At 61.3% G+C, this 23,022-nt stretch carries 19 protein-coding genes and 2 tRNA genes; 9 read left to right on the top strand and 12 right to left on the bottom strand.

The window, feature by feature from the left end:
* Window positions 1-7: 7 nt before the first annotated feature.
* Window positions 8-1,537 carry an MFS transporter gene (locus ABWI03_RS23880; RefSeq protein ID WP_298773126.1) on the bottom strand — a complete coding sequence of 510 codons (1,530 nt, stop codon included), beginning with the start codon at window positions 1,535-1,537 and terminating at the stop codon, window positions 8-10.
* 85 nt (window positions 1,538-1,622) lie between these two features.
* Between ABWI03_RS23880 and ABWI03_RS23875 the strand changes: the two genes are divergently transcribed.
* Both ABWI03_RS23875 and ABWI03_RS23870 read left to right on the top strand, forming a co-directional pair.
* On the top strand, window positions 1,623-2,000 hold the full coding sequence (locus ABWI03_RS23875) for a MarR family winged helix-turn-helix transcriptional regulator (RefSeq protein ID WP_003941367.1): 378 nt from the start codon (window positions 1,623-1,625) through the stop codon (window positions 1,998-2,000).
* Between the two features lie 233 nt (window positions 2,001-2,233).
* A complete protein-coding gene (locus ABWI03_RS23870; protein WP_298773123.1) occupies window positions 2,234-3,385 on the top strand; it encodes a N(5)-(carboxyethyl)ornithine synthase in 1,152 nt (383 codons plus the stop codon).
* Window positions 3,386-3,394: 9 nt separating this feature from the next.
* Here ABWI03_RS23870 and ABWI03_RS23865 read toward each other — a convergent pair whose 3' ends face one another.
* From ABWI03_RS23865 to ABWI03_RS23845, 5 genes are all read right to left on the bottom strand, one after another.
* Window positions 3,395-3,766, bottom strand: coding sequence for a limonene-1,2-epoxide hydrolase family protein (locus ABWI03_RS23865; RefSeq protein WP_095971590.1), 372 nt, complete (start codon window positions 3,764-3,766; stop codon window positions 3,395-3,397).
* Window positions 3,763-4,917 carry a 3'(2'),5'-bisphosphate nucleotidase CysQ gene (locus ABWI03_RS23860; RefSeq protein ID WP_166812977.1) on the bottom strand — a complete coding sequence of 385 codons (1,155 nt, stop codon included), beginning with the start codon at window positions 4,915-4,917 and terminating at the stop codon, window positions 3,763-3,765. Before ABWI03_RS23860 ends, ABWI03_RS23865 begins: the two co-directional genes overlap by 4 nt.
* Window positions 4,914-6,758: an adenylyl-sulfate kinase gene (gene cysC, locus ABWI03_RS23855; RefSeq protein ID WP_124569479.1), complete on the bottom strand. Its 1,845-nt coding sequence runs from the start codon at window positions 6,756-6,758 to the stop codon at window positions 4,914-4,916. The genes ABWI03_RS23860 and cysC overlap by 4 nt, the downstream gene beginning before the upstream one ends.
* Entirely contained in the window at window positions 6,758-7,684 is a 927-nt protein-coding gene (gene cysD, locus ABWI03_RS23850) for a sulfate adenylyltransferase subunit CysD (RefSeq protein ID WP_298773120.1), read from the bottom strand. Before cysD ends, cysC begins: the two co-directional genes overlap by 1 nt.
* Window positions 7,685-7,827: 143 nt before the next feature.
* Entirely contained in the window at window positions 7,828-8,763 is a 936-nt protein-coding gene (locus tag ABWI03_RS23845; protein WP_298773118.1) for a helix-turn-helix domain-containing protein, read from the bottom strand.
* 116 nt (window positions 8,764-8,879) lie between these two features.
* Here ABWI03_RS23845 and ABWI03_RS23840 point away from each other — a divergent pair, with 116 nt between their 5' ends.
* The 3 genes from ABWI03_RS23840 to ABWI03_RS23830 are packed head-to-tail and all read left to right on the top strand — an operon-like array spanning window position 8,880 to window position 11,978.
* A complete protein-coding gene (locus ABWI03_RS23840) occupies window positions 8,880-10,046 on the top strand; it encodes a hypothetical protein (RefSeq protein WP_095971585.1) in 1,167 nt (388 codons plus the stop codon).
* Between the two features lie 2 nt (window positions 10,047-10,048).
* Window positions 10,049-10,831: an SDR family oxidoreductase gene (locus ABWI03_RS23835; RefSeq protein ID WP_298773115.1), complete on the top strand. Its 783-nt coding sequence runs from the start codon at window positions 10,049-10,051 to the stop codon at window positions 10,829-10,831.
* A 7-nt stretch (window positions 10,832-10,838) separates the two neighbouring features.
* Window positions 10,839-11,978: a sulfotransferase family protein gene (locus ABWI03_RS23830; RefSeq protein WP_124569481.1), complete on the top strand. Its 1,140-nt coding sequence runs from the start codon at window positions 10,839-10,841 to the stop codon at window positions 11,976-11,978.
* A 73-nt stretch (window positions 11,979-12,051) separates the two neighbouring features.
* Here the strand turns inward: ABWI03_RS23830 and ABWI03_RS23825 are convergent, their stop codons facing one another.
* Window positions 12,052-12,897 carry an alpha/beta fold hydrolase gene (locus tag ABWI03_RS23825; protein WP_298773112.1) on the bottom strand — a complete coding sequence of 282 codons (846 nt, stop codon included), beginning with the start codon at window positions 12,895-12,897 and terminating at the stop codon, window positions 12,052-12,054.
* Window positions 12,894-14,684, bottom strand: a complete 1,791-nt coding sequence (locus ABWI03_RS23820) for an N-acyl-D-amino-acid deacylase family protein (protein ID WP_095971581.1) — start codon at window positions 14,682-14,684, stop codon at window positions 12,894-12,896. Before ABWI03_RS23820 ends, ABWI03_RS23825 begins: the two co-directional genes overlap by 4 nt.
* Before the next feature lie 97 nt (window positions 14,685-14,781).
* Here ABWI03_RS23820 and ABWI03_RS23815 point away from each other — a divergent pair, with 97 nt between their 5' ends.
* Both ABWI03_RS23815 and ABWI03_RS23810 read left to right on the top strand, forming a co-directional pair.
* Entirely contained in the window at window positions 14,782-15,429 is a 648-nt protein-coding gene (locus tag ABWI03_RS23815) for a TetR/AcrR family transcriptional regulator (protein ID WP_042923173.1), read from the top strand.
* A 394-nt stretch (window positions 15,430-15,823) separates the two neighbouring features.
* The gene (locus ABWI03_RS23810; protein ID WP_255246884.1) at window positions 15,824-15,949 is read left to right on the top strand and encodes a hypothetical protein; all 126 of its coding nucleotides are present in this window, start codon (window positions 15,824-15,826) and stop codon (window positions 15,947-15,949) included.
* An 82-nt stretch (window positions 15,950-16,031) separates the two neighbouring features.
* On the opposite strand, the gene ABWI03_RS23805 is transcribed toward ABWI03_RS23810, so the two are convergent.
* Together ABWI03_RS23805 and ABWI03_RS23800 are read right to left on the bottom strand one after the other, a co-directional pair.
* Window positions 16,032-17,366, bottom strand: a complete 1,335-nt coding sequence (locus ABWI03_RS23805) for a DNA cytosine methyltransferase (protein ID WP_298773106.1) — start codon at window positions 17,364-17,366, stop codon at window positions 16,032-16,034.
* 120 nt (window positions 17,367-17,486) lie between these two features.
* A tRNA-Cys gene (locus ABWI03_RS23800) sits at window positions 17,487-17,557 on the bottom strand.
* A gap of 133 nt (window positions 17,558-17,690) precedes the next feature.
* On the opposite strand from ABWI03_RS23800, the gene ABWI03_RS23795 reads away from it, so the two are divergent.
* Window positions 17,691-19,166, top strand: coding sequence for a TIR domain-containing protein (locus ABWI03_RS23795; protein ID WP_298773104.1), 1,476 nt, complete (start codon window positions 17,691-17,693; stop codon window positions 19,164-19,166).
* 1,116 nt (window positions 19,167-20,282) lie between these two features.
* Here the strand turns inward: ABWI03_RS23795 and ABWI03_RS23790 are convergent.
* Window positions 20,283-20,353, bottom strand: a tRNA-Cys gene (locus ABWI03_RS23790).
* 234 nt (window positions 20,354-20,587) lie between these two features.
* Between ABWI03_RS23790 and ABWI03_RS23785 the strand changes: the two genes are divergently transcribed.
* Window positions 20,588-21,874: a multidrug effflux MFS transporter gene (locus tag ABWI03_RS23785; protein ID WP_298773103.1), complete on the top strand. Its 1,287-nt coding sequence runs from the start codon at window positions 20,588-20,590 to the stop codon at window positions 21,872-21,874.
* Here the strand turns inward: ABWI03_RS23785 and mraY are convergent.
* Entirely contained in the window at window positions 21,871-22,947 is a 1,077-nt protein-coding gene (gene mraY, locus ABWI03_RS23780; protein ID WP_003941316.1) for a phospho-N-acetylmuramoyl-pentapeptide-transferase, read from the bottom strand. The two genes, ABWI03_RS23785 and mraY, sit on opposite strands and share 4 nt — an antisense overlap.
* Window positions 22,948-23,022 lie beyond the last annotated feature (75 nt).

Here is a 23,022-nt window from a genome sequence, read left to right as displayed (position 1 = left end):
CGAGTATTCAGTTGACCTCGGCCAATTCCTTTTCTTCCTCAGCGCGCCTGTCACTCGCCGAGTTTCCCCGCAGCGACCTTCCACGTACCAGCGGCGAGACGGTGATCGCCAAGCCCACCAGCGCGACTCCGGTAACCAGGATCAGTCCGGGATGGAACTGTTCGAATCCGGCGGTACCGGCACCGGATGCGGTGTGCGATCCGGCGGTCACGAGGGCGGTAGTCAGAGCGAGCACGAGCGCCGCACCGACCTGAGCGGACGTGTTCACCAGCCCGGACGCCAAACCCTGCTCCGAATCGTCGACGCCGGAGGTGGCCTGGGCCATGATCGAGGTGTACCCCAAGGCGAATCCGAGTCCGAGCAGGATGACGCTCGGCAGAATCGCCACGACGTACGACGGTGAATCGCTGCCCGCGAAGAGGAACCAGAGGTACCCGACGCTGAGCGACGTCAGTGCCGCGATGATGAGCTTGGCACTGCCGTACAGGTCGACCAGCCGTCCGACGAACGGCGATCCGAATGCGACGATGATGCCCGCGGGGAGCAATGCCATCGCCATCTTCAGGGGCGACCAGCCGAGGGCCGACTGCAGGAAGATCGTCATCATGAACTGGAAGCTCAGGTAGGAACCGAAGAGAGCGATGATGGCCAGATTCGCACGAACGATGGTGCCGACGCGCAGAAGCCCAAGTCGCACAAGTGGATGAGCCACCTTCTTCTCCACGAAGAAGAACGTCGCAAGAAGCACGGCTGCGACGGCGAACGAACCCAGCGTCGTCGGGTGTGCCCACCCACGGGTCGGAGCCGAGACCATCGTGTAGACCGTGAGAAGCATTCCCGTCACCAGGGTTACGGCGCCGACGAGGTCGTGTCCCCCGGTATCTGCGGGACGGTCCCGCGGAATGAGGAAGTACCCACCGATCAGTGCGATGACGGCGAACGGAACCGGCATCAGGAACGTGAATCGCCAACCGGCACTGGTCAACAGCCCGCCAAGGATCAGGCCCGACGAGTAACCACTGGCACCGAACACTGAGAACACCGACAGCGCACGGTTACGGGCCGGGCCCTCTTTGAACGTCGTGGTGAGAATGGACATTGCGGTCGGAGCGGTGAAGGCCGCAGCCAACCCCTTCACGAATCGTGATGCGATCAGCAGTGTTCCGTTGTCGACAAGGCCACCTACCAGCGAGGCGATGGCGAACACGGTCAGTGCGATCAGGAAGACCTTCCTGCGTCCGAGAAGATCGGCGGTACGTCCACCGAGTAGCAACAAGCCGCCGAACCCGAGGACGTAGCCGTTGATGATCCACTGCAGCGAAGTAGTGGACAGGCCCAGTTCATTGCCGATGGACGGTAGAGCGACGCCCACCATCGACACATCGAGACCGTCGAGGAACAACACGAGGCAGAGCACCGCGAGGATGCCCCACAGCTTGAGGGACCAGCCCTCCCCTGTGGCCGGGTCCGTGGATTCCGTAGAACCCGGGGTTTCCGGCGAATCGAATGGTTTGAGTGTCGAGTCTGTGCAAGTCACGTCAGCGAGAATAGATGCACATGCACATAATGCACAAGCATTTAATGCAATTGCACGTAATCGAGTCTTCAACTAGAATGCGGTCGTGACGTCGGAATCCGAATTGCGCAACACCTGGCGCTCGCTGTCGACCAGCTACAACGACATCGCGTGCGAACTCGATCGCCAGATGCAGTCGGCGCATGGGCTGAGCATGAGCGACTTCGAGGCTCTCGACCGGCTCATGGACGCCACGTGCGAACGTCCACGCATGCAGGAGCTTGCCTCGGAGATGTACCTGAGTCCCAGCGCGCTCTCCCGTAGCGTGGCCCGTCTCGAGAAGGCCGGACTGGTTCAGCGAGCACTGTGCGAAGCCGACCGGCGCGGGGTGTTCGTCGACGTCACCGACAAAGGACGTCAGGTACACGCGGACGCCAGCAAAATCCAACTGGCCGTATTGGATTCACGCCTGCGCGAGCAATAGCCGTACGGCGGAGGAGCACCGCACCGCGCCCGGCCACCGGGCCCGGACCGTTCCGGACTAGACTGAGCACATACCGACGCGCCTTTCTGTTGCCGTCGGCGATCGACAGCAGCGCAGCCGGCACGCTTTCACGCGATCCTGGCCGAGGCAATCTGCCAGCGTTCCTGCGGCTTCTGCTAGTCCCTCAGGCGCCTGCCTGACATCTCTACCTGCTCCTATCGAGAGATACACAATTGAACAACGCACGCACCCTTGGAGTCATCGGACAGTCGAGCAAACCGGCAGAACGCCGGTTGCCGATCCATCCTGCGCATTTCGATCGCATCGATGCCGAACTACGTTCTCGGATCTACCTCGAAGAAGGCTACGGCCACCCCTTCGGTTACTCCGACGACTACCTCTCGCGCCTGGTGGCCGGAATCCGCACGCGCAAGCAGATTTTGGCGGAAACCGATGTGGTTCTGCTACCGAAGCCGTTGGTGCGTGACCTCGCCGAACTCCGATCGGGTCAAGTGCTCTGGGGCTGGCCCCACTGTGTCCAGGACACCGAGCTGACACAGATCGCGATCGACAAGAAACTGACCCTCATCGCCTTCGAAGCCATGAACTTCTGGCACAGCGACGGATCGTTCAATCTGCATGTGTTCCACAAGAACAACGAGTTGGCCGGCTATTGCTCGGTACTGCACGCCCTGCAGTTGATCGGTTCCACCGGAGACTACGGCCGCCGTCTCACTGCTGCCGTGATCGGTTTCGGTGCCACAGCGCGCGGCGCCGTCACTGCACTCAAGGCGCACGGTATCCATGAAGTCGACGTACTGACTCAGCGCGGCGTCACCGCCGTCAGCTCCCCTATCCACTCGGCGCGCATGGTTTCTTTCGACAACGACAACGGTGACGTCCGCGGCAGCCACGTCATGCTCGACAATCACAGCGTTCCGGTGCCGGGTTTCCTGGCCGAGCACGACATCGTCGTCAACTGCGTACTGCAGAACACGGATGCCCCGCTGACGTTCCTGACCGAGGAAGATCTCATGGACTTCCAACCGGGAAGCCTCATCGTGGACGTCTCGTGCGACGAAGGCATGGGGTTCAGCTGGGCTCGTCCCACCTCGTTCGCGGATCCGACCTTCATCGTCGGCGACAACATCACTTACTACGGCGTCGATCACAGCCCGTCGTACCTGTGGAACTCGGCGTCATGGGAGATCAGCGAATCACTTCTTCCCTACTTGCCCACTCTGATGGCAGGAGAGACGGCTTGGAAGGCAGACGAGACCGTCGACCGCGCCATCGAAATCCGTGACGGCGTCATCGTGAATCCCGCCATTACGCGTTTCCAGCACCGCTCGGCGGACTACCCGCACGCTGTCATCGCGGAGTAGGCGCCTCGATCAGGCCTGGCCGGCTGCCGCGTTGATCGGCGCCATGTCGAAATAGTCGCGCCAGGCACTGATCTTTCCGTCCTCGACTTCGAATACCCCCATGACCGGGAGTGCTACCTCGGCACCGTTGATGGTGAAGACGTCGACGCGCTCGTTCATGACGGTGTTGCCGTCCGCAACCTGACGCTTGATCTGAAAGTCGATGTTGCCGAAGGCACCGACAAATTGCTCGATGAACGCCCGGACGGCCTCGCGACCGACCACGGGCTCCATCGGGATGTTGTGATAAACGACGTCATCGGTGAAGTGCTCGACGATCTTCGCGACGTCGGCGTTCGCCCAGAGTGCACAGAATTCGGTGATCAGCTTGTCCGGTGTCATTGTGTGCCAGCCTCTTTCGAATCGTTTTCGTGGGGTTCGATGATTGCCAGGATGCTTTCGATCTCGCCTGCCGGTATCCCGAAGTACTCGGTGACGAAAACCGTACTGGCCGGGGCTTGGCCAGGTTTTCCGAGGTCGAGCAGGTACCGCGCCACGACGCTCTCGCCCCACTCACGCAGCGCGAGCTCACGTATCGCCACGATTCCGCGATATTGCTGCCCCTGTTCGAGTTCGTTGCTGATGAAAGCGCCGGTATCACCCGTTCGCTGACCGTTCTCGACCCGCCAGGCGTCGGCGGCGAATCGGACCTTCGTTGCGTCGTGAGTGAGCAATGCGTTCACGTATTCACGCGCCATGGCGACGCGTCCGCTGACCGCAGACTCCGTGGAGTGCTTGGCAATTGCGCCCAGGATCGACTCTGACAACTCCGGTCGGCAGATCACGAGATCCGGTAGGTAGGGATGTGATTCGTTGTAGAGCAGCGGCGAACCGTCGATGCGGCTGCAATGCAGTCCCGCCGCCTGCGCAACTCCGACCGGTGCCGCCGAATCCCATTCCCACTGCCCACCGGCGTGCAGGTACGCGTCGACCTCTCCGCGCACCACCGCCATCGCCTTGGCGCCGGCCGATCCCATGTGCACGACCTCTGCGCCGAGTTCGGCCGCCACGGCTTCGGTGAATGCGGGCGGTCGCGAGCCACTGACGACTACTCGGAGCGGCGAGTTGGCAGCAACCGAGACTGCCTCGTCGCCACTGGAGTACACCGCTCCGAGCGCCGGCTGCGACACCGCCGCTGCGGTAATTCCACGACCGCGTTCCCAAAGCGCCACGTGCACTGCCCAATCCGCATGATCCGGCAGGCCGTATTCCTTGGAGCCGTCCAGCGGATCGATGATCCAGACCCGGGATGCCTCCAGACGATTGCGATCATCGGCCGACTCTTCCGAGAGCACGGAATCTTCCGGCCGCTCGGCGGCCAACCTGTCGAGGATGTAGGAATCCGCTGCCTTGTCGCCTCGTCGGCCCAGCTCACGACCGTCGTCGACACCCAGGCCCTCGGCTCGGATCCCCAGGAGGATCGCACCAGCGGCCTGCGCCAATTCCGCCGCGAGTGCCTCGTCGGCGATTCTGCTGTGTGTGGATTCGCTCACCGGTCCAACACTTCCATAATTCGCAGCGCAAGTTCGGTAGGCGTTCCGTCTTCGGGTCTGATCACCAGCTCGGGGCTGGCTGGAGCCTCGTAAGGATCGTCGACCCCGGTGAAACCCTTGATTTCCCCGGCCCTGGCCTTGGCGTACATACCCTTGGGGTCTCGGGCTTCACATTGCTCGATCGGGGTGTCGACATAGACCTCGACGAACTTCAGTCCAGCAGCCTCGTGGGCCGCCCGAACTCGATCGCGGTCCTCGCGGTACGGACTGATCAGGCAAGCCACTGCCACTGCACCTGAATCAGCGAACAACTGCGCCACGGCGCCGACTCTGCGAACGTTTTCCGCTCGGTCCTCGGCACTGAACCCGAGATCCGCATTCAGGCCGTGCCGGAGGTTGTCGCCGTCGAGGCGGTACGCCGGGATACCCGCGGCCACCAACCGGCGCTCGAGTTCCACCGCGATCGTCGACTTACCCGAGGCCGAGAGTCCGGTGAGCCACACAGTCCCACCGGTGGTCGCACGCTCCTCGCGAGAGACCTCCGAACTGTGCCAGACGACGCGCGACTCCTTGAGCGTCGGACCGTTGATCATTCCAGCAGCAACGGTATTGCCCGTGGTCTCGTCCACGAGAATGAAGCTGCCCGTCACCCGGTTGCGGCGGTAAGGATCGAACATCAACGGTTGCTGCGTCTTGATCGAGATGCGTCCGATCTCGTTGAGGGACAGAGATTCTGCCTTCTCGTCGCGGTGCAGAGAATTGACGTCCAGGCGATAGTCGAGCTTGACGATCTGCGCTTTCGTGGAGCGCGTGGTGTGCAGCAACGAGTAGCGGTTGTTCTCCGACAGGGTGGTCTGTTCAGTCAACCAACAGACCATCGCATCGATTTCCTGCCCGACCTGCGGCCGGTTGTTGAGCCGACACAATTGGTCCCCGCGGCTGACGTCGAGATCGTCGGTCAGCTCGATACATACGGCCGACGGCGCAAATGCCTCGTCGATCACGTCACCGCCCGGCCCGTGGACTGCCTTCACCGTCGAGGTGAATCCTGAAGGTAACGCCACGATTTCGTCACCAGGCTTGAAGACACCACTGGCAACCGTTCCGGCGTATCCACGGAAATCGTGGAGGTCGGCATCTGTTTGCTTCTGCGGACGGATCACGTACTGCACCGGAAACCGAGCGTCGATCAAGTTGCGATCCGAAGCAATGTGCACCTGCTCGAGATGGTGCAGCAGAGAAGGCCCGTCGTACCAGGACATGTTCTCGGTCCGGGCAACGATGTTGTCTCCCAACAGCGCCGACACCGGAATGAACGTCAGGTCGTGGACGTCCAACTTGATCGCGAACTGTCGAAACTCTTCCTTGATCTCCTCGAACCGTTCCTGAGACCAGCCCACCAGATCCATCTTGTTCACGCACAGCACGAGGTGCGGAATCCCCAGGAGCGTGGAGAGGAATGCGTGCCGCCGCGTCTGTTCGAGCACGCCCTTCCGTGCGTCCACCAGGATCAGGGCAAGATCGGCCGTAGACGCGCCGGTCACCATGTTGCGGGTGTACTGCTCGTGCCCGGGAGTGTCGGCGATGATGAACTTCCGGTGAGGGGTCGCGAAATACCGATGTGCCACGTCGATCGTGATGCCCTGTTCACGCTCAGCGCGCAATCCGTCGGTCAGTAGCGCGAGGTTGGCGTACTCGTCTCCGCGCTCTCGACTGCTCCGCTCCACGGCCTCGAGTTGGTCCTCGAAGATCGACTTGGAGTCGTAGAGCAACCGGCCGATGAGTGTCGATTTTCCGTCGTCGACGCTGCCCGCCGTGGCGACTCTCAGCAGTTGCGGCATCAGAAGTACCCCTCTTTCTTACGATCTTCCATGCCGGCTTCGGAAATTCGGTCATCAGCTCTGGTTGCGCCACGCTCCGTAATACGGCTCGCTGCAACTTCTTCCACGACAGCAGCCGGCGTTTCGGCCGACGATTCGACGCATCCGGTACACGTTGCGTCGCCGACCGTACGGAAGCGCACCAACGCCTCGTAGGACTCTTCGCCGTCGCGAAGCTCGAGGAAGCGGGTGCGTGCCAACAGCATTCCGTCGCGTGGAACCACGTCGCGACGATGGGAGTAGTAGATGCCGGGAAGGTCGATCTGTTCGCTCTCGATGTACTGCCAGATGTCGAGCTCTGTCCAGTTGGAGAGCGGGAAGATCCGAATATGTTCGCCCTTACGGTGTTTGCCGTTGTACAGGTTCCACAGTTCGGGTCGCTGCACCTTGGGATCCCACTGCCCGAACTCGTCCCGGAAGCTGAACACCCGCTCCTTGGCGCGTGCCTTCTCCTCGTCTCGGCGAGCACCACCGAACACGGCGTCGAACTTGTTGTCGCGAATTCCGCGCAGCAACGCGTGTGTCTGCAGGCGATTGCGACTGGAACCGACTCCGGTGTCCTCGATGACGCGACCGGCGTCGATGTCGTCCTGCACGCTGGAGACGACAAGACGCAGGTTGAAGCGATCGACCGTGCGGTCGCGAAATTCGATCACCTCGTCGAAATTGTGACCGGTGTCGACGTGCATCACGGCGAACGGCAATGGGGCAGGCCAGAATGCCTTGGCCGCTACGTGCAGCATCACGACGGAATCCTTACCTCCGGAGAACAGGAGGACCGGCTTTTCGAAAGTCGCTGCGACTTCGCGGAATATATGGACCGCCTCCGCTTCGAGTGCTCGCAGATGCGACAACTCGTAGGCGGGCGGGGTCTGGAGTGTTGCCATGTCTTTCGCTCCTGAGCATCACGTACTCCGTGCGGAACACCATTTCCGCATCGGTACATTTATGTACCGGACTGGTTCTAATTTGAACGCAATCACAGAATAGAACTCGTTCTACCCAAAGGTCAATGACCGGCAATCAGACGTCACAGACCGCGAACCGGACTCCGGCCACCAACTTCCGCCGTCACCGCATCCGCTGCCGCAACCAGCGCCGCGGCCCTTCGCTCGATCTCGGCGCCCGTAATCGCCCCACCCACATACAGCGTCAACACAAGCGCCTGATTCCCCTCGGCGTCGTAGGTCGGGGCAGCGATGAGACTGACGGGATGCTCGTCGTCGGAACTGATGTCGCGTCCGAGGTACACCCTCTCGCCCAGGCTCGAGACCATCTCACCGAGCAGTTCACGCACCTCGGGCGGGAGATCATGCGTCGCAACACCCGCCATCAGCGTGTGAAGTCGCTGCCCGACGGGGTCCAGACTCTCGACCAGGTACCCCGCGGCGCGGCACTCGCGGACCACGTTCCACAGACGCTCGCGATCCAGGCGCACCGGCAGGCTCGGCTCCTTGGTGAGCCAACTGTCCATGTCGTGATCCGAACCCCAGAGGACGTACATCAGTCCGACCGGCGGAGCGAACGGATACACCTGCCCGACCTTGGCAGAGCGACGGGCGCCGATCGGTCCGGTCACTTCGAGAACACTGATCTGGTCACCGATCACGCCGGACGCCGTGCACGTCGTCCCGAACTCCGCACTCACCTTCTCCAGATGGGTGCGGGCAATAGGGCCGACGGCAAATCCTCGCTGAGCTGCACGTCCGGCCGCAATCAAGGCCGGACCGAGCCCGTAGGTCTTCGACACCTCGTCCCGAGTCAGGTATCCACGATCAGCCAGTGCCGTGAGGATTCCCAGGCAGGTGGGCTTGCTGATCTCGAGCGCGCGGGCCAGTTCCGACAGCCCGAACCGCTGATCAGGGCGGCCGACGAGGTAATCGAGTACCTGAACCACCCGCTCGGTGGGAGGCGATTGCCTCCCCCTCGGGCGACCATCTTCAGGCGCCTTCTCCGGTCCACCCATTGACCACTCCCTAGAACGCGTTCTATTGTCGGAATACCCAACATCTACCAAATAGGTACATATTTGTACCACGACGCTCTGGACCGGCGACATAGTCGGGACTGTGAGGAGCCAGCGTGCTGACGGACCCGTTTGCCGAGGCGATCGCCGAAGCCGAGAAATTGATCGAGACTGCGCCGCACATCAGATCCGAACAGGATCTACTGGAGGGATACCAATATCTGGCCGGCGGAATCATCGCGACGACGCATGCCGCCTGGGCCAGCGAAAAGACTCATCCGAGTTTCATCCAGGGCACCGGGCCGTTCACCAAGATGGGTCTCGACAACCCGGACACCCTCTACTTCGGCGCCCGTATCAACGACGACAAAGAATACAAGGTCACCGGAAAGCGCGGCACCACAGCCGATCTCAGCTTCCAGGTGTTGAGCGGGAACTACACCAACTCGAATGTCCCCGGAAGCGAGATCGCCTTCGACGACCGCGAACTGGAGATAGACGACGACGGCAACTTCGTCGCTTGGTTCGGCCCCGGCCCTGCCGACGGCCGAGCCAACTACTACACCCTGGCGCCCGGTTCCTCGCAGTTGGTCGTTCGCGAGGTCTACAGCGACTGGAGTCAGCAGCGCGGCGTGATCCGAATCGAGCGCACCGATTCGATCGGGATCGCACCGCCACCGCTGACCGCCGAAGAGACCGAGAAGCGGTACGCACGGGCCGGAAAGGCACTGGTCACGCGGGTCAAGACGTGGCTGCAGTTTCCGGAGTGGTTCTACCTCAAGCTCACGGTCAACACCATGACCGAACCACGTCTGACGCCGGGCGGACTGGCGACGCAGTACTCGTCGGTGGGACATTACGAACTAACCGACGAGCAGGCGATGATCATCACGGTTCCGGCGTCGGACGCACCGTATCTCGGCTTCCAACTCGGTAGCCTCTGGTACATCTCACTCGACTACGTCAATCATCAGACCTCCCTCAACAACGGCCAGGCACAGGTGGATCCGGACGGGATGGTCCGGATGGTGGTCAGCGAGAAGAACCCCGGTGTCACCAACTGGATCGAAACCGTCGGGCACCCGCGCGGCATTCTTCAGTTCCGGTGGCAGCGGGTATCGCGCGAGCTGACGCCCGAGGACGGCCCCACCGTCGAGATCGTTCCAGTGGAAGACATTGCGAAGCACCTGCCGCATTTCGACACCAACGCCATCAGCGCCGAGGACTGGGCAGCGCGAATTGCCCAGCGCCAGGCCGCCATCGACAACCGAATGCTGGGGTAAACATGACCGCCTTGCTCGAAGACCGCGTAGTAGTCATCTCCGGGGTCGGCCCCGCTCTCGGCCGCGCTCTGGCGCTTCGCTGTGCATCAGCCGGCGCGAGTCTTGTTCTCGCAGCGCGCACGCAATCGCGGCTCGACGACGTCGCGAAGGAAATAGTCGATGCCGGTGGGCGCGCCGTCACCGTTGCCACCGACATCACCGACCAGGCTTCCGCCGAGAATCTGGTGGCCGAGTCCATTGCCGCCTACGGCAAAGTCGACACTCTGATCAACAATGCCTTCTCGATTCCGTCGATGAAGCCATTGGCTCGCACCGATTACCAGCACATCCGCGACAGCATCGAACTGACCGTACTGGGTGCGCTGCGCCTGACTCAGCTGTTCACGCCGGCACTTGCCGAGTCGGACGGCTCCGTGGTGAACATCAATTCGATGGTGTTGCGGCATTCGCAAGAGCGTTACGGCAGCTACAAGATGGCGAAGTCGGCCCTGCTCGCCATGTCGCAGTCCCTGGCCACCGAACTCGGCCCGCAGGGAATTCGTGTCAATTCGATTGCACCCGGCTATATCTGGGGCGACACCCTCAAGGGTTACTTCGCGCACCAGGCGGAGAAGTTCGGCATGACCGTCGAGCAGATCTACGAGCACACCGCGTCGAACACCGACCTCAAGCGCCTGCCGACGACGGATGAAGTATCCGATACGGCGATCTTCCTGGCGTCCCCCATGGCCAGCGCGATCACCGGCCAATGCATCGACGTCAACTGCGGCGAATTCCATCACTAGGAGCACCATGACTGAACGCACTCACGTCGGCACCGTCGAGGATCTCCATGCCTCGGCGACAAGGATGACCGGCCTGACGGACTTCGGCGTCGACGACTACACCGAAGCTCTGTCAGTCCTGCTCGAGTCGTACGACCGCGACGAGGATCTGACACCCTTCGGCAGCAAGATCTCTCGGGTATTCCTACGCGGCGCCCTGGTGGCACGTCTGCTCAGCGAATCCGCATGGAAGGAACATCCAGAACACGCCGACGTCAAGATCGAGCGGCCGATCTTCGTCACCGGATTGCCACGCACCGGCACCACAGCGCTACACCGCCTCCTCACGGTCGACCCGGCTCACCAGGGTCTCGAGATGTGGCTGACCGAGTTCCCCCAGCCGCGTCCACCTCGCGATACCTGGGAATCGAACCCGGTCTTCGCCAAGATCGAGGAGACGTTCGGCCAACACCACGTCGAGCATCCCGAATTCATGGGCGTGCACTACATGTCCGCCAGTGAAGTCGAAGAATGTTGGCAACTCTTGCGTCAGACGTTCAAGTCCGTGTCGTACGAGTGCCTGGCAAATCTACCCACGTACTCCGCATGGCTGAAGGACCAGGAGTGGTCGAACGCCTATGCACGACACAAGAAGAACCTGCAGCTGATCGGTCTGCCCGATCAGGATCGACGGTGGGTCCTCAAGAACCCGAGCCACCTGTTTGCGCTCGACGAATTGATGGAGGCGTACCCCGACGCTCTCGTCATCCAGACTCACCGCTCCCCCACCACAATCATTCCGTCGGTATGCAGCCTGGCCGCCCAGGCGACAGAGGGTTGGTCGAACACGTTCACCGACAAGGTGATCGGCGAAAGTCAGCTCGAATTGTGGGCCAGGGGACTCGAGCAGTTCGACAGTGCACGCGCACACCACAATCCGGCTCAGTTCATCGACGTCGACTATCAGGACTTCGTCACCGATCCGCTGGGAACCGTCGAGAACATCTACGCGCACTTCGACATCCCGTTGACATCTACCGCCCAGCAGTCGATGGAGGCCATGCACGAGGAAAGCCGCTCGGGTGCTCGCAAACCTTCGCACAAGTACACGCTCGAGGAGTTCGGTCTGACGAAGGAGCAGGTGGAAGAGCGATTCGGAACTCGTTGAGAACCGCCGGCCGACGACCTTGCTGACAACTGAAGCCCCGCCGATCGGCGGGGCTTCAGTGATCGAAACGCGGTCAGCTGCCGAGATGCTCGCCCAGCAGTCGGTCCAACTCGTCCGGCGCCTCGTCCGGAATCCAGTGGCTCACGCCGCTGAGAACCTCGAACCGGTACGGGCCGTCGACAAACGCGGGGGTGAGCGCAGATCCCTTGGGCCCGATGGCAGCATCGCCGTCGCTCCAGACGTGCATGGTCGGCACGGTGACCCGGGCAGTTGCGGGGTTCGGCTTGGTCATCCACATCGCGCGATACCAGTTCAGACCACCCCGCAGGCGGCCGGGAGCCAGCATGGCATTCAGATCGCGTCGTGCGTTCTCCGGCGTCTGCCCGCTCGAGATCAGGAACTTCTCACCCGCCGACGTGGAGGACAGAACCTTCTCGGGAACGAAGGGCAATTGGAACGCCCCCATGTACCACGATTTCAGTCCCTGCGTGCTGGTCACCATCGCCTTGACGAACGCCAGTGGATGCGGAACCGACACCGCGGTAACGGTGTTGAGCAAATCGGGCCGCTCGGCAGCGACCTGCCATGCGACTGCGGCACCCCAGTCGTGGCCGACCAGGTGCACCTTGTCCACCGCGAGCGCGTCGATCAGTGCGACAGTGTCAGCGGCGAGTTCGGACCCGCGGTACGCCCAGCGCGCTTTCGGCCTGGCGCCGGGTGAGTACCCTCGCTGATCCGGCGCCACCGTGCGGAAGCCGCGGGTGTGCAGGAGCGGTGCGAGCTGATCCCACGAGCTCGAATCCTGCGGAAAACCGTGCAGGAGGACCACAACCGGACCGTCTGCCGGACCTTCGTCGCGTACGTCGAAGGTCAGCCCGGACCGGGAGTACGAGGTGAGGCGATCCGCCGGTGTAGTCATAGCGCCACGCTAGCCTTCGTGACCCCTGTGATCGGAGCCTTTTCACCAGCGCGCAGGAACTGGCCTGTCTTTTCGATTCCGAATCCCGGGGCGAATTCGCCGTCCCGGTAGACGAGTCGGCCGTTGATCACCGTCGCGACGGCTGCGTCGTCGCTGCGGTTGACCATTCGGCTGATCCCGCCGTACTCGGGGACCTTTGCCTCGAACAGGCCGTCCACCGACTCGTCGAGCCCGGCTGGATCGATGACAACGAAGTCCGCGCGGTCACCCTGGCGTAGATGCCCGGCATCGATGCCGTACCAGTCCGCCAGCTCGCCGGTCAGGCGATGAATTGCCCGTTCGACCGTGAGGAACGGTTTGCGGTCACTCTGGGCGTCCTTGACACGCTTGAGGAGTCGCACCGGATAGTTGTAGAACGCCATGTTGCGCAGATGCGCACCCGCATCGCCGAAGCCCATCTGCACGCCGGAACTCGCGGCGAGTTTCTTGGCGAACTTGGGACGATGATTGGCAATAGTGGTGCGCCAGCGAAGTTCTCGTCCGTACTTCACCACCAGATCGAGGTATGCGTCCACGGGGTGCACTCCCCGGACGTCGCCGACCTGACCGAAGTTCTTGCCGATCAACGTCTCGTCCGGGCAACCGACGATGACGGCGTCGTAGAAATTGCGGTGCCAGATGCGAGGAGAGAACTTGTTGTCGTAGTCCTTGCGGAATGCGCGGCGGTACGACTCGTCCTGGAGCAGTTCGTTGCGCTCCACCTGGTCCTTGAGGTGCAACGCGGCGGCGCCGGCACCGAACTCCTCGAATACGACAAGGTCGATTCCGTCTGCATAGACGGTGAACGGAACCGGAAGGTGCTGCCACTTGAAATCGGTCTTGGCGAAGCGGTTGAGCAGCGGGGCCGCAGCGAGCATGAAGTACACGATCACCGGGTAGGCCTTCGAATCCGCACCGGAGAGCAGCGACGTCTTGAGCGGCTTCTTGCGTCCGATGGCAGAACTCTCGGCGAAGAACGCCGCGACGTTCGGATGCAGGTTGATGGTCGGAGCGCTCTGCAAGATCTTGCCGCGATCACGAAGGATGCGGTTGAGGAATCGGAACTCCTTCCACCGTGCATACGTCGACGGCAAAGAGCGGGAACGGTATTCGTCGCCGTCGATCTTGTCGAGGGCGTTGGTCATCGACGACAGGCCCAACATCCCCGCATCGATGGCGTCCTCGAGCATCGAGCCCATCCGGCCGAGTTCCGAGCGGGTCGGCTTGACCTTCTTGTCGGTGCCGCGCCCCAATCCGAGTACGTGCGTGCGGATGTCGGAATGGCCGATGAAGGCCGCGACGTTCGGTCCGAGGGGAAGGGCTTCGAGTGCAGCGGTGTAGGCCGCGGGACCGGTCCAGGTCTTGTTCCCTTCGAGGATGCGCAGCACCGCGTCGTGGGGCACTGCTTCGACCCGGCTGAACAGGTCCGCAATTTCGCGCGGGGTCGAATACACCGTCGACAACGAGCAATTACCGAGCACGACCGTCGTGACGCCGTGGCGAACCGATTCCGGAAGCCCTGGACTAACCAAGGCCTCGGCGTCGTAGTGCGTGTGGACGTCGACAAAACCCGGGAGCACCCACTTGCCGGCCGCATCGATCACCTCGGTGTCCGGCCCGATCTCGAGGCCCGTCGTGGACACCTCCGCGACCACGCCGTCTCGAATTCCGAGATTGCGACGCAGACCTGGAGCCCCCGTCCCGTCGAACCACAACCCGTCGTTGACCACGATGTCGAAAGCAGACACTGTCGGACTCCTCGCCTCACGTATGTGTTACCTCACGTTATAGACAGCGTTGAGTAAAAGTCAATGAACCTTACGGGCCAATACATAAGATGTCGGAATGGCTGCAGTCCCTCGCTCCCCCGAAGACCGTCAGAGGCAAATCCTCGAGGTGGCAGTACACATGTTGCGGACCGAGCCTTTCGACCAACTGTCGATGGACCGAGTTGCCGCCGAGGCCGGCGTCTCACCGCCACTGCTGTTCCACTACTTCAAGAACAAAAAGGGCTTCCAGAACGCCATCCTCGAGGCTGCCTCGGCCGATCTCGAAGATCGAATGCGACCTGACCCCGAGCTACCCATCACGTCCCAGCTGCGTTCAGGTATCGAAACTTTCGTCGACGCCGTTATCGAGCACCCCACCATTTACCTCGCCGTGATGCGGATGGCCGGCAGTGGCGACGTCCGGATGCGCACGATCTACCGTGGGATGCGCCGCACTTTCACCACGTGGATAGTCGCTGCGCTCACTAATCTGGGCATCGAATCGAACGCGACCGTGGAGGCGACAATCGCCGGGTGGCAGGCGTTCATGGAGGAAATCGTCGTCAACTGGATCGACGAGCCGACGCTCGAGCGAGGCGAGATGGTCGACCTCTGTGAACGAATTTTCTACCACTGCCTACCGGCAGCAGGCATCAGCGTGGAGCAAATAGTGGCAGCCACCGTCGTCGCGACGGCCAGTGAGTCCGGCGCAACACAACTGTGATCTTCGCGCCGGGGTTTCACAGGTGGTCACGATTGGGTATCTTGCTTGCAGTGGCACTGGACCACGACCCCAACACATGAAGGATCCAACATGGAGTCTGTCGAAAACGTATTGCCCGAGGGTGTCAAGCTCGAAGACGTCTTGAGTGTCCTCAAGGTCGCAGTTGCGGGCATCGGCCTCATCAGCGCACTTTCGGCATTCAGCTGATCGCAAAGCGTCATCGACAGGCCGGACTTCGGGGAGTCCGGCCTGTTTTTTGTTTCCATTCCTGAACAAACCGTGAACTTTTCAGCAACTTCAGCGCAAAGCGGTCATTTCAACCCAAACAAGCGTCCAGTTTGCTAACTTGTGTCTGCGACACAAGGTCGTACAGAAACACCACGCAGACACAACCTTGTACATACAAACCTGTACATACGACACGGAGGACCGAAACATGGGTTCCATCAACACCCTCAGCGCCGTCATCGACATCATCAAGGTCGTCCAGCCGTTGATCGCCAAGCTCAACCTCAGCTGATTCGCTTGCACCACACCCCTGCCAGGGCGTAACTCGAAATGGGGCCGACATTGTCGGCCCCATTTTCCATAGGTGCACTATCTCAGCCGAGGGCCTTCTTGATCTCTCCTGCCAGTACCGACGCCAACTGCGGCGGCACCGCATTGCCGATCATCGTGCGCACCGCTCCCCACTTGCCTTCGAATACGTAGTCGTCGGGAAAAGTCTGGAGGCGAGCAGCTTCTCGAACGGTCAAGGATCGCGTGTGTTTCGGGTGTACGTTGCGGGAAGCCGAGATCATCCCGAAGGTGGTTCCGACCGTCGACGCCGGCTCGTCCCACCGCAATCGCTTGTACGTCGTGTTGTATCCGGACGACGGTCGCATGGCCGGATCTTCGTTGTCGTGAGCCGACATTCCTTCCGGCACATCACGCAGCCACCGCAGGACGTGCTCGGGATGCTCGACGGCCCAGTGCAGCGGGTCCGTTTCGCAGGCCTGTCCGGATTCCAGCGGAGCCAGGTCGACGGTGGCATCGCGGAAAGTCCTCAGCGGCGCAACACCATTCACGCCGTGAGTCTTCGGCGGAAAACGCAGCGGACCGATACCACTGTCGCGGCGGGTCGCCACGATGAACACTCGTTCCCGGAACTGCGGGACGCCGTAATCCTGCGCATTGACCGTGTTGACCGACGCGTCGTAACCGCGTGCAGCCATCTCGCCGAGTATCCGGTCGACGACCATCCCACCGTCCGGGTCCTTCATGCTGAGCAGCAATCGCACGTTTTCCATCACCACGACCTTCGGCTTCACCAGGTCGGCGAGCTCGAGCAGGTTCCGGAAGAGATGGTTGCGCGGATCGTCGCGGTCGCGTCGGCCGGCGAGGCTGAAGCCCTGACACGGCGGTCCCCCGGCCAACACATCGATGTCCACTTGTGCCAGAAGGTCTTTCACACGGGCTTCATCGATTGCCCGGATGTCCTCGCCGAGGCACCTCGCACCGGGGAAGTTCCGATCGAAGGTCGCGCGCGCCTCAGGAACGACTTCGATGTATCCCTCCACCGAAAACCCCGCCATCCGAAAGCCTTCGGCCATACCCCCACAACCGGAGAACGCCGTCAGTACGGTGGGGGCTCCGCTTCCTGCCGCCGCGACCGCACGCCTGGCCACCGAGGCGGGGACGTTGACCGGTGTCGCTCGACGCGCACGGCTACTACCACTCGATCGCTTCCGCGGGGCCGCGTACGTGCCCTCACGCTTTGCCGCTTCCAACGCGGAGAGGGCTGTGAGAACTGCGCGCGCCACCGGTGGCTTCGGATACGCCTTGTCGAGTTCCCACGCGGAGACGACGGCTGACGAGACTCCCGCTCGGCGGGCGAACTGGAACTGACTGATCCCCACGTCCAAGCGCCGCGATCGCAGGTCCTGTCCCGAAATCAATTCAGTGCCTCACTCAAGTGGTCCGCTCGCTCCGGCAGCCCAGACTATCGCAGCCGACACCGCGAACCAGGACCGCACAAGAGAGACCGGCAGGCGGTATGCCTGCCGGTCTCCGACACGAGCGGATGACGGGATTCGAACCCGTGTGAACGGCTTTGCAGGCCGGTGCCTAGCCACTCAGCCACACCCGCGTCACTGACTGACTCCGCTGGCAGAGACATTGTCGTACAGACGAACTGAGAGGCAACGGGTGGCCGGTACCTCCCCCGTACCTCCAGTCCCAGCAGCAAGATATATTCGGGCCACAACAAACTGGAGGGTCTCATGTCCGAGCTCGCGCTACTCGAAGATGTATTCAAGGTTTCCGGTGTGCCCACCCATACCTTCGTCAGCCCCAGCCACAGTGACCGCCTAAAGGTTGCACTGAGGACCAAAGGCCGAGGCGTAGTCATCGAAGGCCCCAGCGGCATCGGGAAGTCAACAGCGGTCTTGACTTCGCTTCGAGACCTGGGCCTTGAACAACAAGCTACTCAGCTTTCAGCACGCAGCTTGAGCGATATTGAAGTGATCCGCGAATTACCTACCATAAGAGATTTTGGCGTAGTCGTCATCGATGATTTCCACCGCCTGCCCCTTGAAGATCAGAATTCAATATCCGATCTTCTCAAGATACTCGCAGATACGGAAGCCGTCGCGAGCAAATTGATAATAATTGGAATTAATCAGGCCGGCGTAAACCTGATATCATTCGCACCCGATCTCGCAAACAGAATCGATCGAATAAAATTCGAGTCCGAACCCGATAGCAAGATTCGTGAAATGATCAAAAAAGGCGAGACCGCCTTGAATATCAATCTAATCGCGGCTGAGAATGTAATCAATGGAGCGCAAGGGAGTTTCTACTTAGCGCAACTCCTTTGTCACGAAATTTGCACCCAACAAGGAATTTTGGAAGAGCAGCAAGAGACAACCGAGATCAAGACCCTCTATGCGTCGGCACGCAGACAAGTAATGGAACGCCAGCGGACGAGATTCGGTTCCGCCGTGAAAGGTTTCGTGCGTGGAACCAGGTTCAGAACCGGTGGCCGAGCAAACTATTTCCATATCTTACGGTGGCTGACAGATTCGCCTGAGTGGAGCATCGACCTCAACGAAGAGGCGAAGATGCACCCGAACGAAAAGTACAGCGTAAAACAGGTGGTCGACAAGGGCCACCTTCAACGCTTGTGCGAGACGCCGGAAATTTCAGCAATTTTGCACTATAACGCGGATTCTCGATCATTGTCCGTTGAAGATCCCCACATAATGTACTATCTCAAAAATCTCGATTGGACAGAATTCATTCGAGAAGTAGGATTTACAAACGTTGATTCCAAGAAGCCATACGACGTCGCGCTCTCATTCGCGGGAGAAGATCGGGCTTTTGCCGAAAAGCTTCAAAATCACCTTGAAGAGTTCGAACTTGCCGTCTTCTACGACAAGGCAGAAGAATCAAGAATCATGGCAAATGATGTTGAAGCCATCCTTGGGCCAATCTACGCCAGCGATAGCCGATTCGTCGTTCCAATATTGGGCGAGAAGTACGGAATTAAGAGATGGACACTCTTCGAAGCAGCGAACTACAAGCATCGGATTGAAAAGAATGAAGTAATACCAATTTGGTCTGTGAGGATGCCACAAGGTGCATTCGATATTCTGCAGTCAAAGGGCGGCCGAGGGTACGATCCGGAAGGCGATCTCGAAGAACAGGCTGAGGACATTGCCAAGGCAATTGCCCGAAAACTCGGCGAGCACGGCTAAGGATAGGACACCAAAACACGGTCCTCACCGCCGCGCCAGACACGCGTATATACCAAATACACGAACGTGCTACTTCGGTTGAGGAAGCCCGTCAGACGCATCGTCACCCGTAGCGGCTGCCCTGGAGAAGTCCGAGCGGGACCGCCTTGCCCGCGAAGCAGGGATTGCGAAACTGCAACGGTCAGCGGCACATATCAACTCGCGTCCGCGAGGTGTGTGATGGCCCGTCGATCGTCCAAACGCGACAGTAAAGGACGCTTCTCACGTGTAGCTGGAGCAAAAGGCGCGGCCAAGGCCGCGACTCGCACAGTTGGGCCGCAAAGCCACGAGGAAAGCCCGCCAGTCCTACGTGAGGGCACCTTTCCGCCGGCCAGCGCGGTGACTACAAGGCTGCGAAGGCTGGAGCGGAGTTCCGCACTGCGACCGGGCGGGGCCTTCTCGTGAAGGGCACGGTCGTTTATCACGGAAAACATGGTCGTCTGCTGGACGTAACGCCCAGACTAGACAAGCCCAAGCGAGAGCTCGCGGTGACCGTTCGCAAGAATTCAGCCGGAACCAAGGTCAGCAGCGAGCCCAAGGCGCCACCTCGATCAGCAAGTTCGGGCACCAAGGTACGCCGATAGCCGCTTGAGCATTGTTTGCCCCGCCCCTGGCACCCCGCCACTTGCAAATGCTTGCCCTTTGCCGCGATCCGGCAACGAGACACCAACCAGCGCCGCGCACCAGCGGCAACCAAACCCCAGCGGGCCGGAAGTCCTTTCCTCCGGCGGCAAAAGCGCATCGGACGTGAACATGTTCTGGCGATGAGCAGACCACGACACCAACGATTGACTTCTCTCGCGGTGGATGTGGGAGTTGTCCTGGTACCGCGCAGAACGCCTCGGCTCAGCAATTGAGAGCCGGGGCGTTTCTGTGTTCAAACGCCACCCGCACAGTCGTTCGAATTCGTCTCGCTGGTACCTCCGTGGTACTTCCACATGAAGTAAATATGTACCCTTGCGCACCCAACACGACACGTACACACACCCTTGCGCATTTCGCATGCAACATCGAATTCAGTTCCCTAACCTGCAAATATGAATCGGGGCCGACCATGTTGGCCAGCCCCGACGCCCGAGCGGATGACGGGACTCGAACCCGTGTGAACGGCTTTGCAGGCCGGTGCCTAGCCACTCAGCCACACCCGCGTCAGTGAGTAACTCTGCCCCGAGTGACAGCGCCGAACCACAGTTCCGCTCAGCATGATTCGAGCGCAATCCCACAAGGCGTTCCAGTCTCTGGGAAAACTGCGAGCTCTTCGGGAACAAATCGGTCAGTCTCGATGCTGACTCCCTCGGTGGGCGCAGGTCATACGAAGTGCGGCCCGAATTTCGCCCGAACGACCGAGCAGTTCGCCAGACCCAGACAACCCAGAAGGTTTCATGAGTGCCGAGAACACCGCCATCGCCCCGCCTGTGAAGGCAGCTCCGCCCTTGGAGGCGGCCCCGCTGGAAACGAGCAGTGTCGACCGCAAGCCGAGTGTCGGAAAGATCCTGGCCCTCGGTTCCATGACGGCACTCGGCCCCTTCACCATCGACATGTACCTGCCTGCGCTACCGGATATCGGCGCCGATCTCGGAGTCTCGTCGTCAACGGTTCAGCTGACGATCACCGGAACCCTCCTGGGCCTCGCGCTCGGCCAACTGTTGGTCGGGCCGCTCTCGGACACGCTCGGCCGCAAGAAGCCGCTGCTGGCCGGAATCGGCGTCCACATCCTGGCTTCGCTGCTGGCGGTCTTCGCACCGAGCATTGCGGTCCTCGGAATCCTGCGGGTCTTCCAGGGCATGGGCGCGGCGGCCGCGGCAGTGGTCACCATGGCGATCGTCCGCGACCTCTACAGCGGCAACACCGTTGCCGTCGTGATGAGCCGGCTGATGCTCGTGCTCGGCGTTGCGCCGATCCTGGCGCCCAGCATCGGTGGCGCCCTCCTCGTCGCCCTCGACTGGCGCGGAATCTTCGTCGTCCTGGCACTGATCGGCGTCGGCACGGCGATGATCGGTGCGTTCGGACTGTCCGAAACACTGCCGAAGGAAAAGCGTCGCCCGAGCGGATTGACGTCGGTTCTCCGCACCTACGGCTCGCTCCTCGGCGACCGCACGTTCATGGTCCTGACGCTCGTCTCCAGCGTCGGCATGGCGTCGTTGTTCGCGTATGTCTCCGGGGCGTCGTTTGTCTATCAGGACCAGTACGGCCTCAATCAACAGGAGTTCGCGCTGCTCTTCAGCGCGGGCGCGATCGCGTTGATCGGTGCTTCGCAGGTCAACGTCCGACTGCTCGACCGGTGGACTCCTCAGCAGATCACCAAGTGGGCCCTCGTGGCTGCGGTTGTCTCCGGCGCTGTAGTCATTACTGTCGCGGTCCTGGAACTGGGCGGGCTCGCCGGATTCGTGATCGCGCTCTGGATCATGGCCGGCGCAATCGGGTTCGTTCTCCCCAACGCCCCGGCACTGGCTCTCGCTCGTCACGGCGAGGCGGCCGGTACTGCGGCGGCGATGCTCGGCGCCTTCCAGTTCGGTGTCGGCGCGGCGATCGCACCCGCCGTCGGCCTGCTGGGAAACACGAGCACAGCCCTGGCCGTCACGATGACGGCGTGTGTGTCGCTCGGTCTGATCGCTCTTCTGGCTACGACCCGAAAGAGCGATCCGACCCGAACGAGCGAATCGGTCTAACCGGCAGCGGAGAACCACTCGCTGTAGAAGGTGGCAAGTCCCAGGACGCACGAGATCGCGACGAAGATCCAGAATCTTGCAATCACGACGGTTTCCGGCCAGCCGAGTAACTCGAAGTGGTGGTGGATCGGGGCCATCTTGAACACGCGTCGACCGGACGATCGGAAGACCAGAACCTGGATGATCACCGACAGGATCTCAGCCACGAACAGGGCTCCGATGATGACCATCAGCAGCTCGGTGTGCGTCGTGACGGACAGGCCGACCACCAGGCCGCCGAGCGCCAAGGAGCCGGTGTCGCCCATGAAGATCTGAGCCGGAGCGGCATTCCACCAGAGGAAGCCCAGGCACGCCCCACCTGCCGCGGCAGCGACGATCGCGAGATCGAGAGGGTCACGAACGTCGTAGCAACCGGCGGCAGGCTCGAGGACACACGAGTTCCGGTACTGCCAACCGGCGATGACGACGTAAGTCCCCAGGATCATGCCCATCGAGCCGGCCGCGAGACCGTCGAGGCCGTCGGTGAAATTGACGGCGTTGGACCAGGCGAACACCAGAATGCAGAAGAAAACCACAAAGCCGATGGCACCCATCGAGAACACCGAGATGTCACGAACATGGGACAGGTACTGGCTTCCGGGAGTGACTCCGTTGTTGTTGGAGAACTGCAGGAACAGAATGCCGAAGATGATGGCGCTCGCCAGCTGACCGACAGTCTTTGCCGTCTTGTTCAGCCCGAGATTGCGCTTCTTGCGGATCTTGATGAAGTCGTCGAGAAAGCCGACGATTCCCAGTGACGTCGCCAGCGCGAGAACCAGCCAACCGGATGCAGACAACCGCGGTAGCCGCGAGCCGAAACCGATGATGTGTGCCGCCAGGTAGCCCGCCCACATGCCTGCGATGATCGCGATGCCGCCCATCGACGGGGTGCCACGCTTGCCCTGATGGCTCTGCGGACCCTCGATCCGAATCTCGTGCCCGAGCCCCTGCCGCGAAAGCACACGAATGAGAAACGGAGTCAGGAAGAGCGCGACGAACAACGAGACGCCACCCGCTACGAGGATTGAAATCACCCGTGGGACTCTACAGACGTAAGCGGCTGCGACACACAATCAGACAAGGCACCCGACCGCTTCGCAGCATGGGAT

Origin of the sequence: Rhodococcus baikonurensis, assembly GCF_040489275.1 — a bacterium.
Lineage (GTDB): Bacteria > Actinomycetota > Actinomycetes > Mycobacteriales > Mycobacteriaceae > Rhodococcus_F > Rhodococcus_F baikonurensis.
This window is presented reverse-complemented; position numbering and strand designations above follow the sequence as displayed.

Coding starts and splice junctions, on each gene's coding strand:
- ABWI03_RS23785 (WP_298773103.1), top strand. CDS start 20,588: ATGAGTGCCGAGAACACCGCCATCGCCCCGCCTGTGAAGGCAGCTCCG.
- ABWI03_RS23865 (WP_095971590.1), bottom strand. CDS start 3,766: ATGACACCGGACAAGCTGATCACCGAATTCTGTGCACTCTGGGCGAAC.
- cysD (WP_298773120.1), bottom strand. CDS start 7,684: ATGGCAACACTCCAGACCCCGCCCGCCTACGAGTTGTCGCATCTGCGA.
- ABWI03_RS23795 (WP_298773104.1), top strand. CDS start 17,691: ATGTCCGAGCTCGCGCTACTCGAAGATGTATTCAAGGTTTCCGGTGTG.
- ABWI03_RS23815 (WP_042923173.1), top strand. CDS start 14,782: ATGGCTGCAGTCCCTCGCTCCCCCGAAGACCGTCAGAGGCAAATCCTC.
- ABWI03_RS23825 (WP_298773112.1), bottom strand. CDS start 12,897: ATGACTACACCGGCGGATCGCCTCACCTCGTACTCCCGGTCCGGGCTG.
- ABWI03_RS23845 (WP_298773118.1), bottom strand. CDS start 8,763: ATGGGTGGACCGGAGAAGGCGCCTGAAGATGGTCGCCCGAGGGGGAGG.
- cysC (WP_124569479.1), bottom strand. CDS start 6,758: ATGCCGCAACTGCTGAGAGTCGCCACGGCGGGCAGCGTCGACGACGGA.
- ABWI03_RS23835 (WP_298773115.1), top strand. CDS start 10,049: ATGACCGCCTTGCTCGAAGACCGCGTAGTAGTCATCTCCGGGGTCGGC.
- ABWI03_RS23830 (WP_124569481.1), top strand. CDS start 10,839: ATGACTGAACGCACTCACGTCGGCACCGTCGAGGATCTCCATGCCTCG.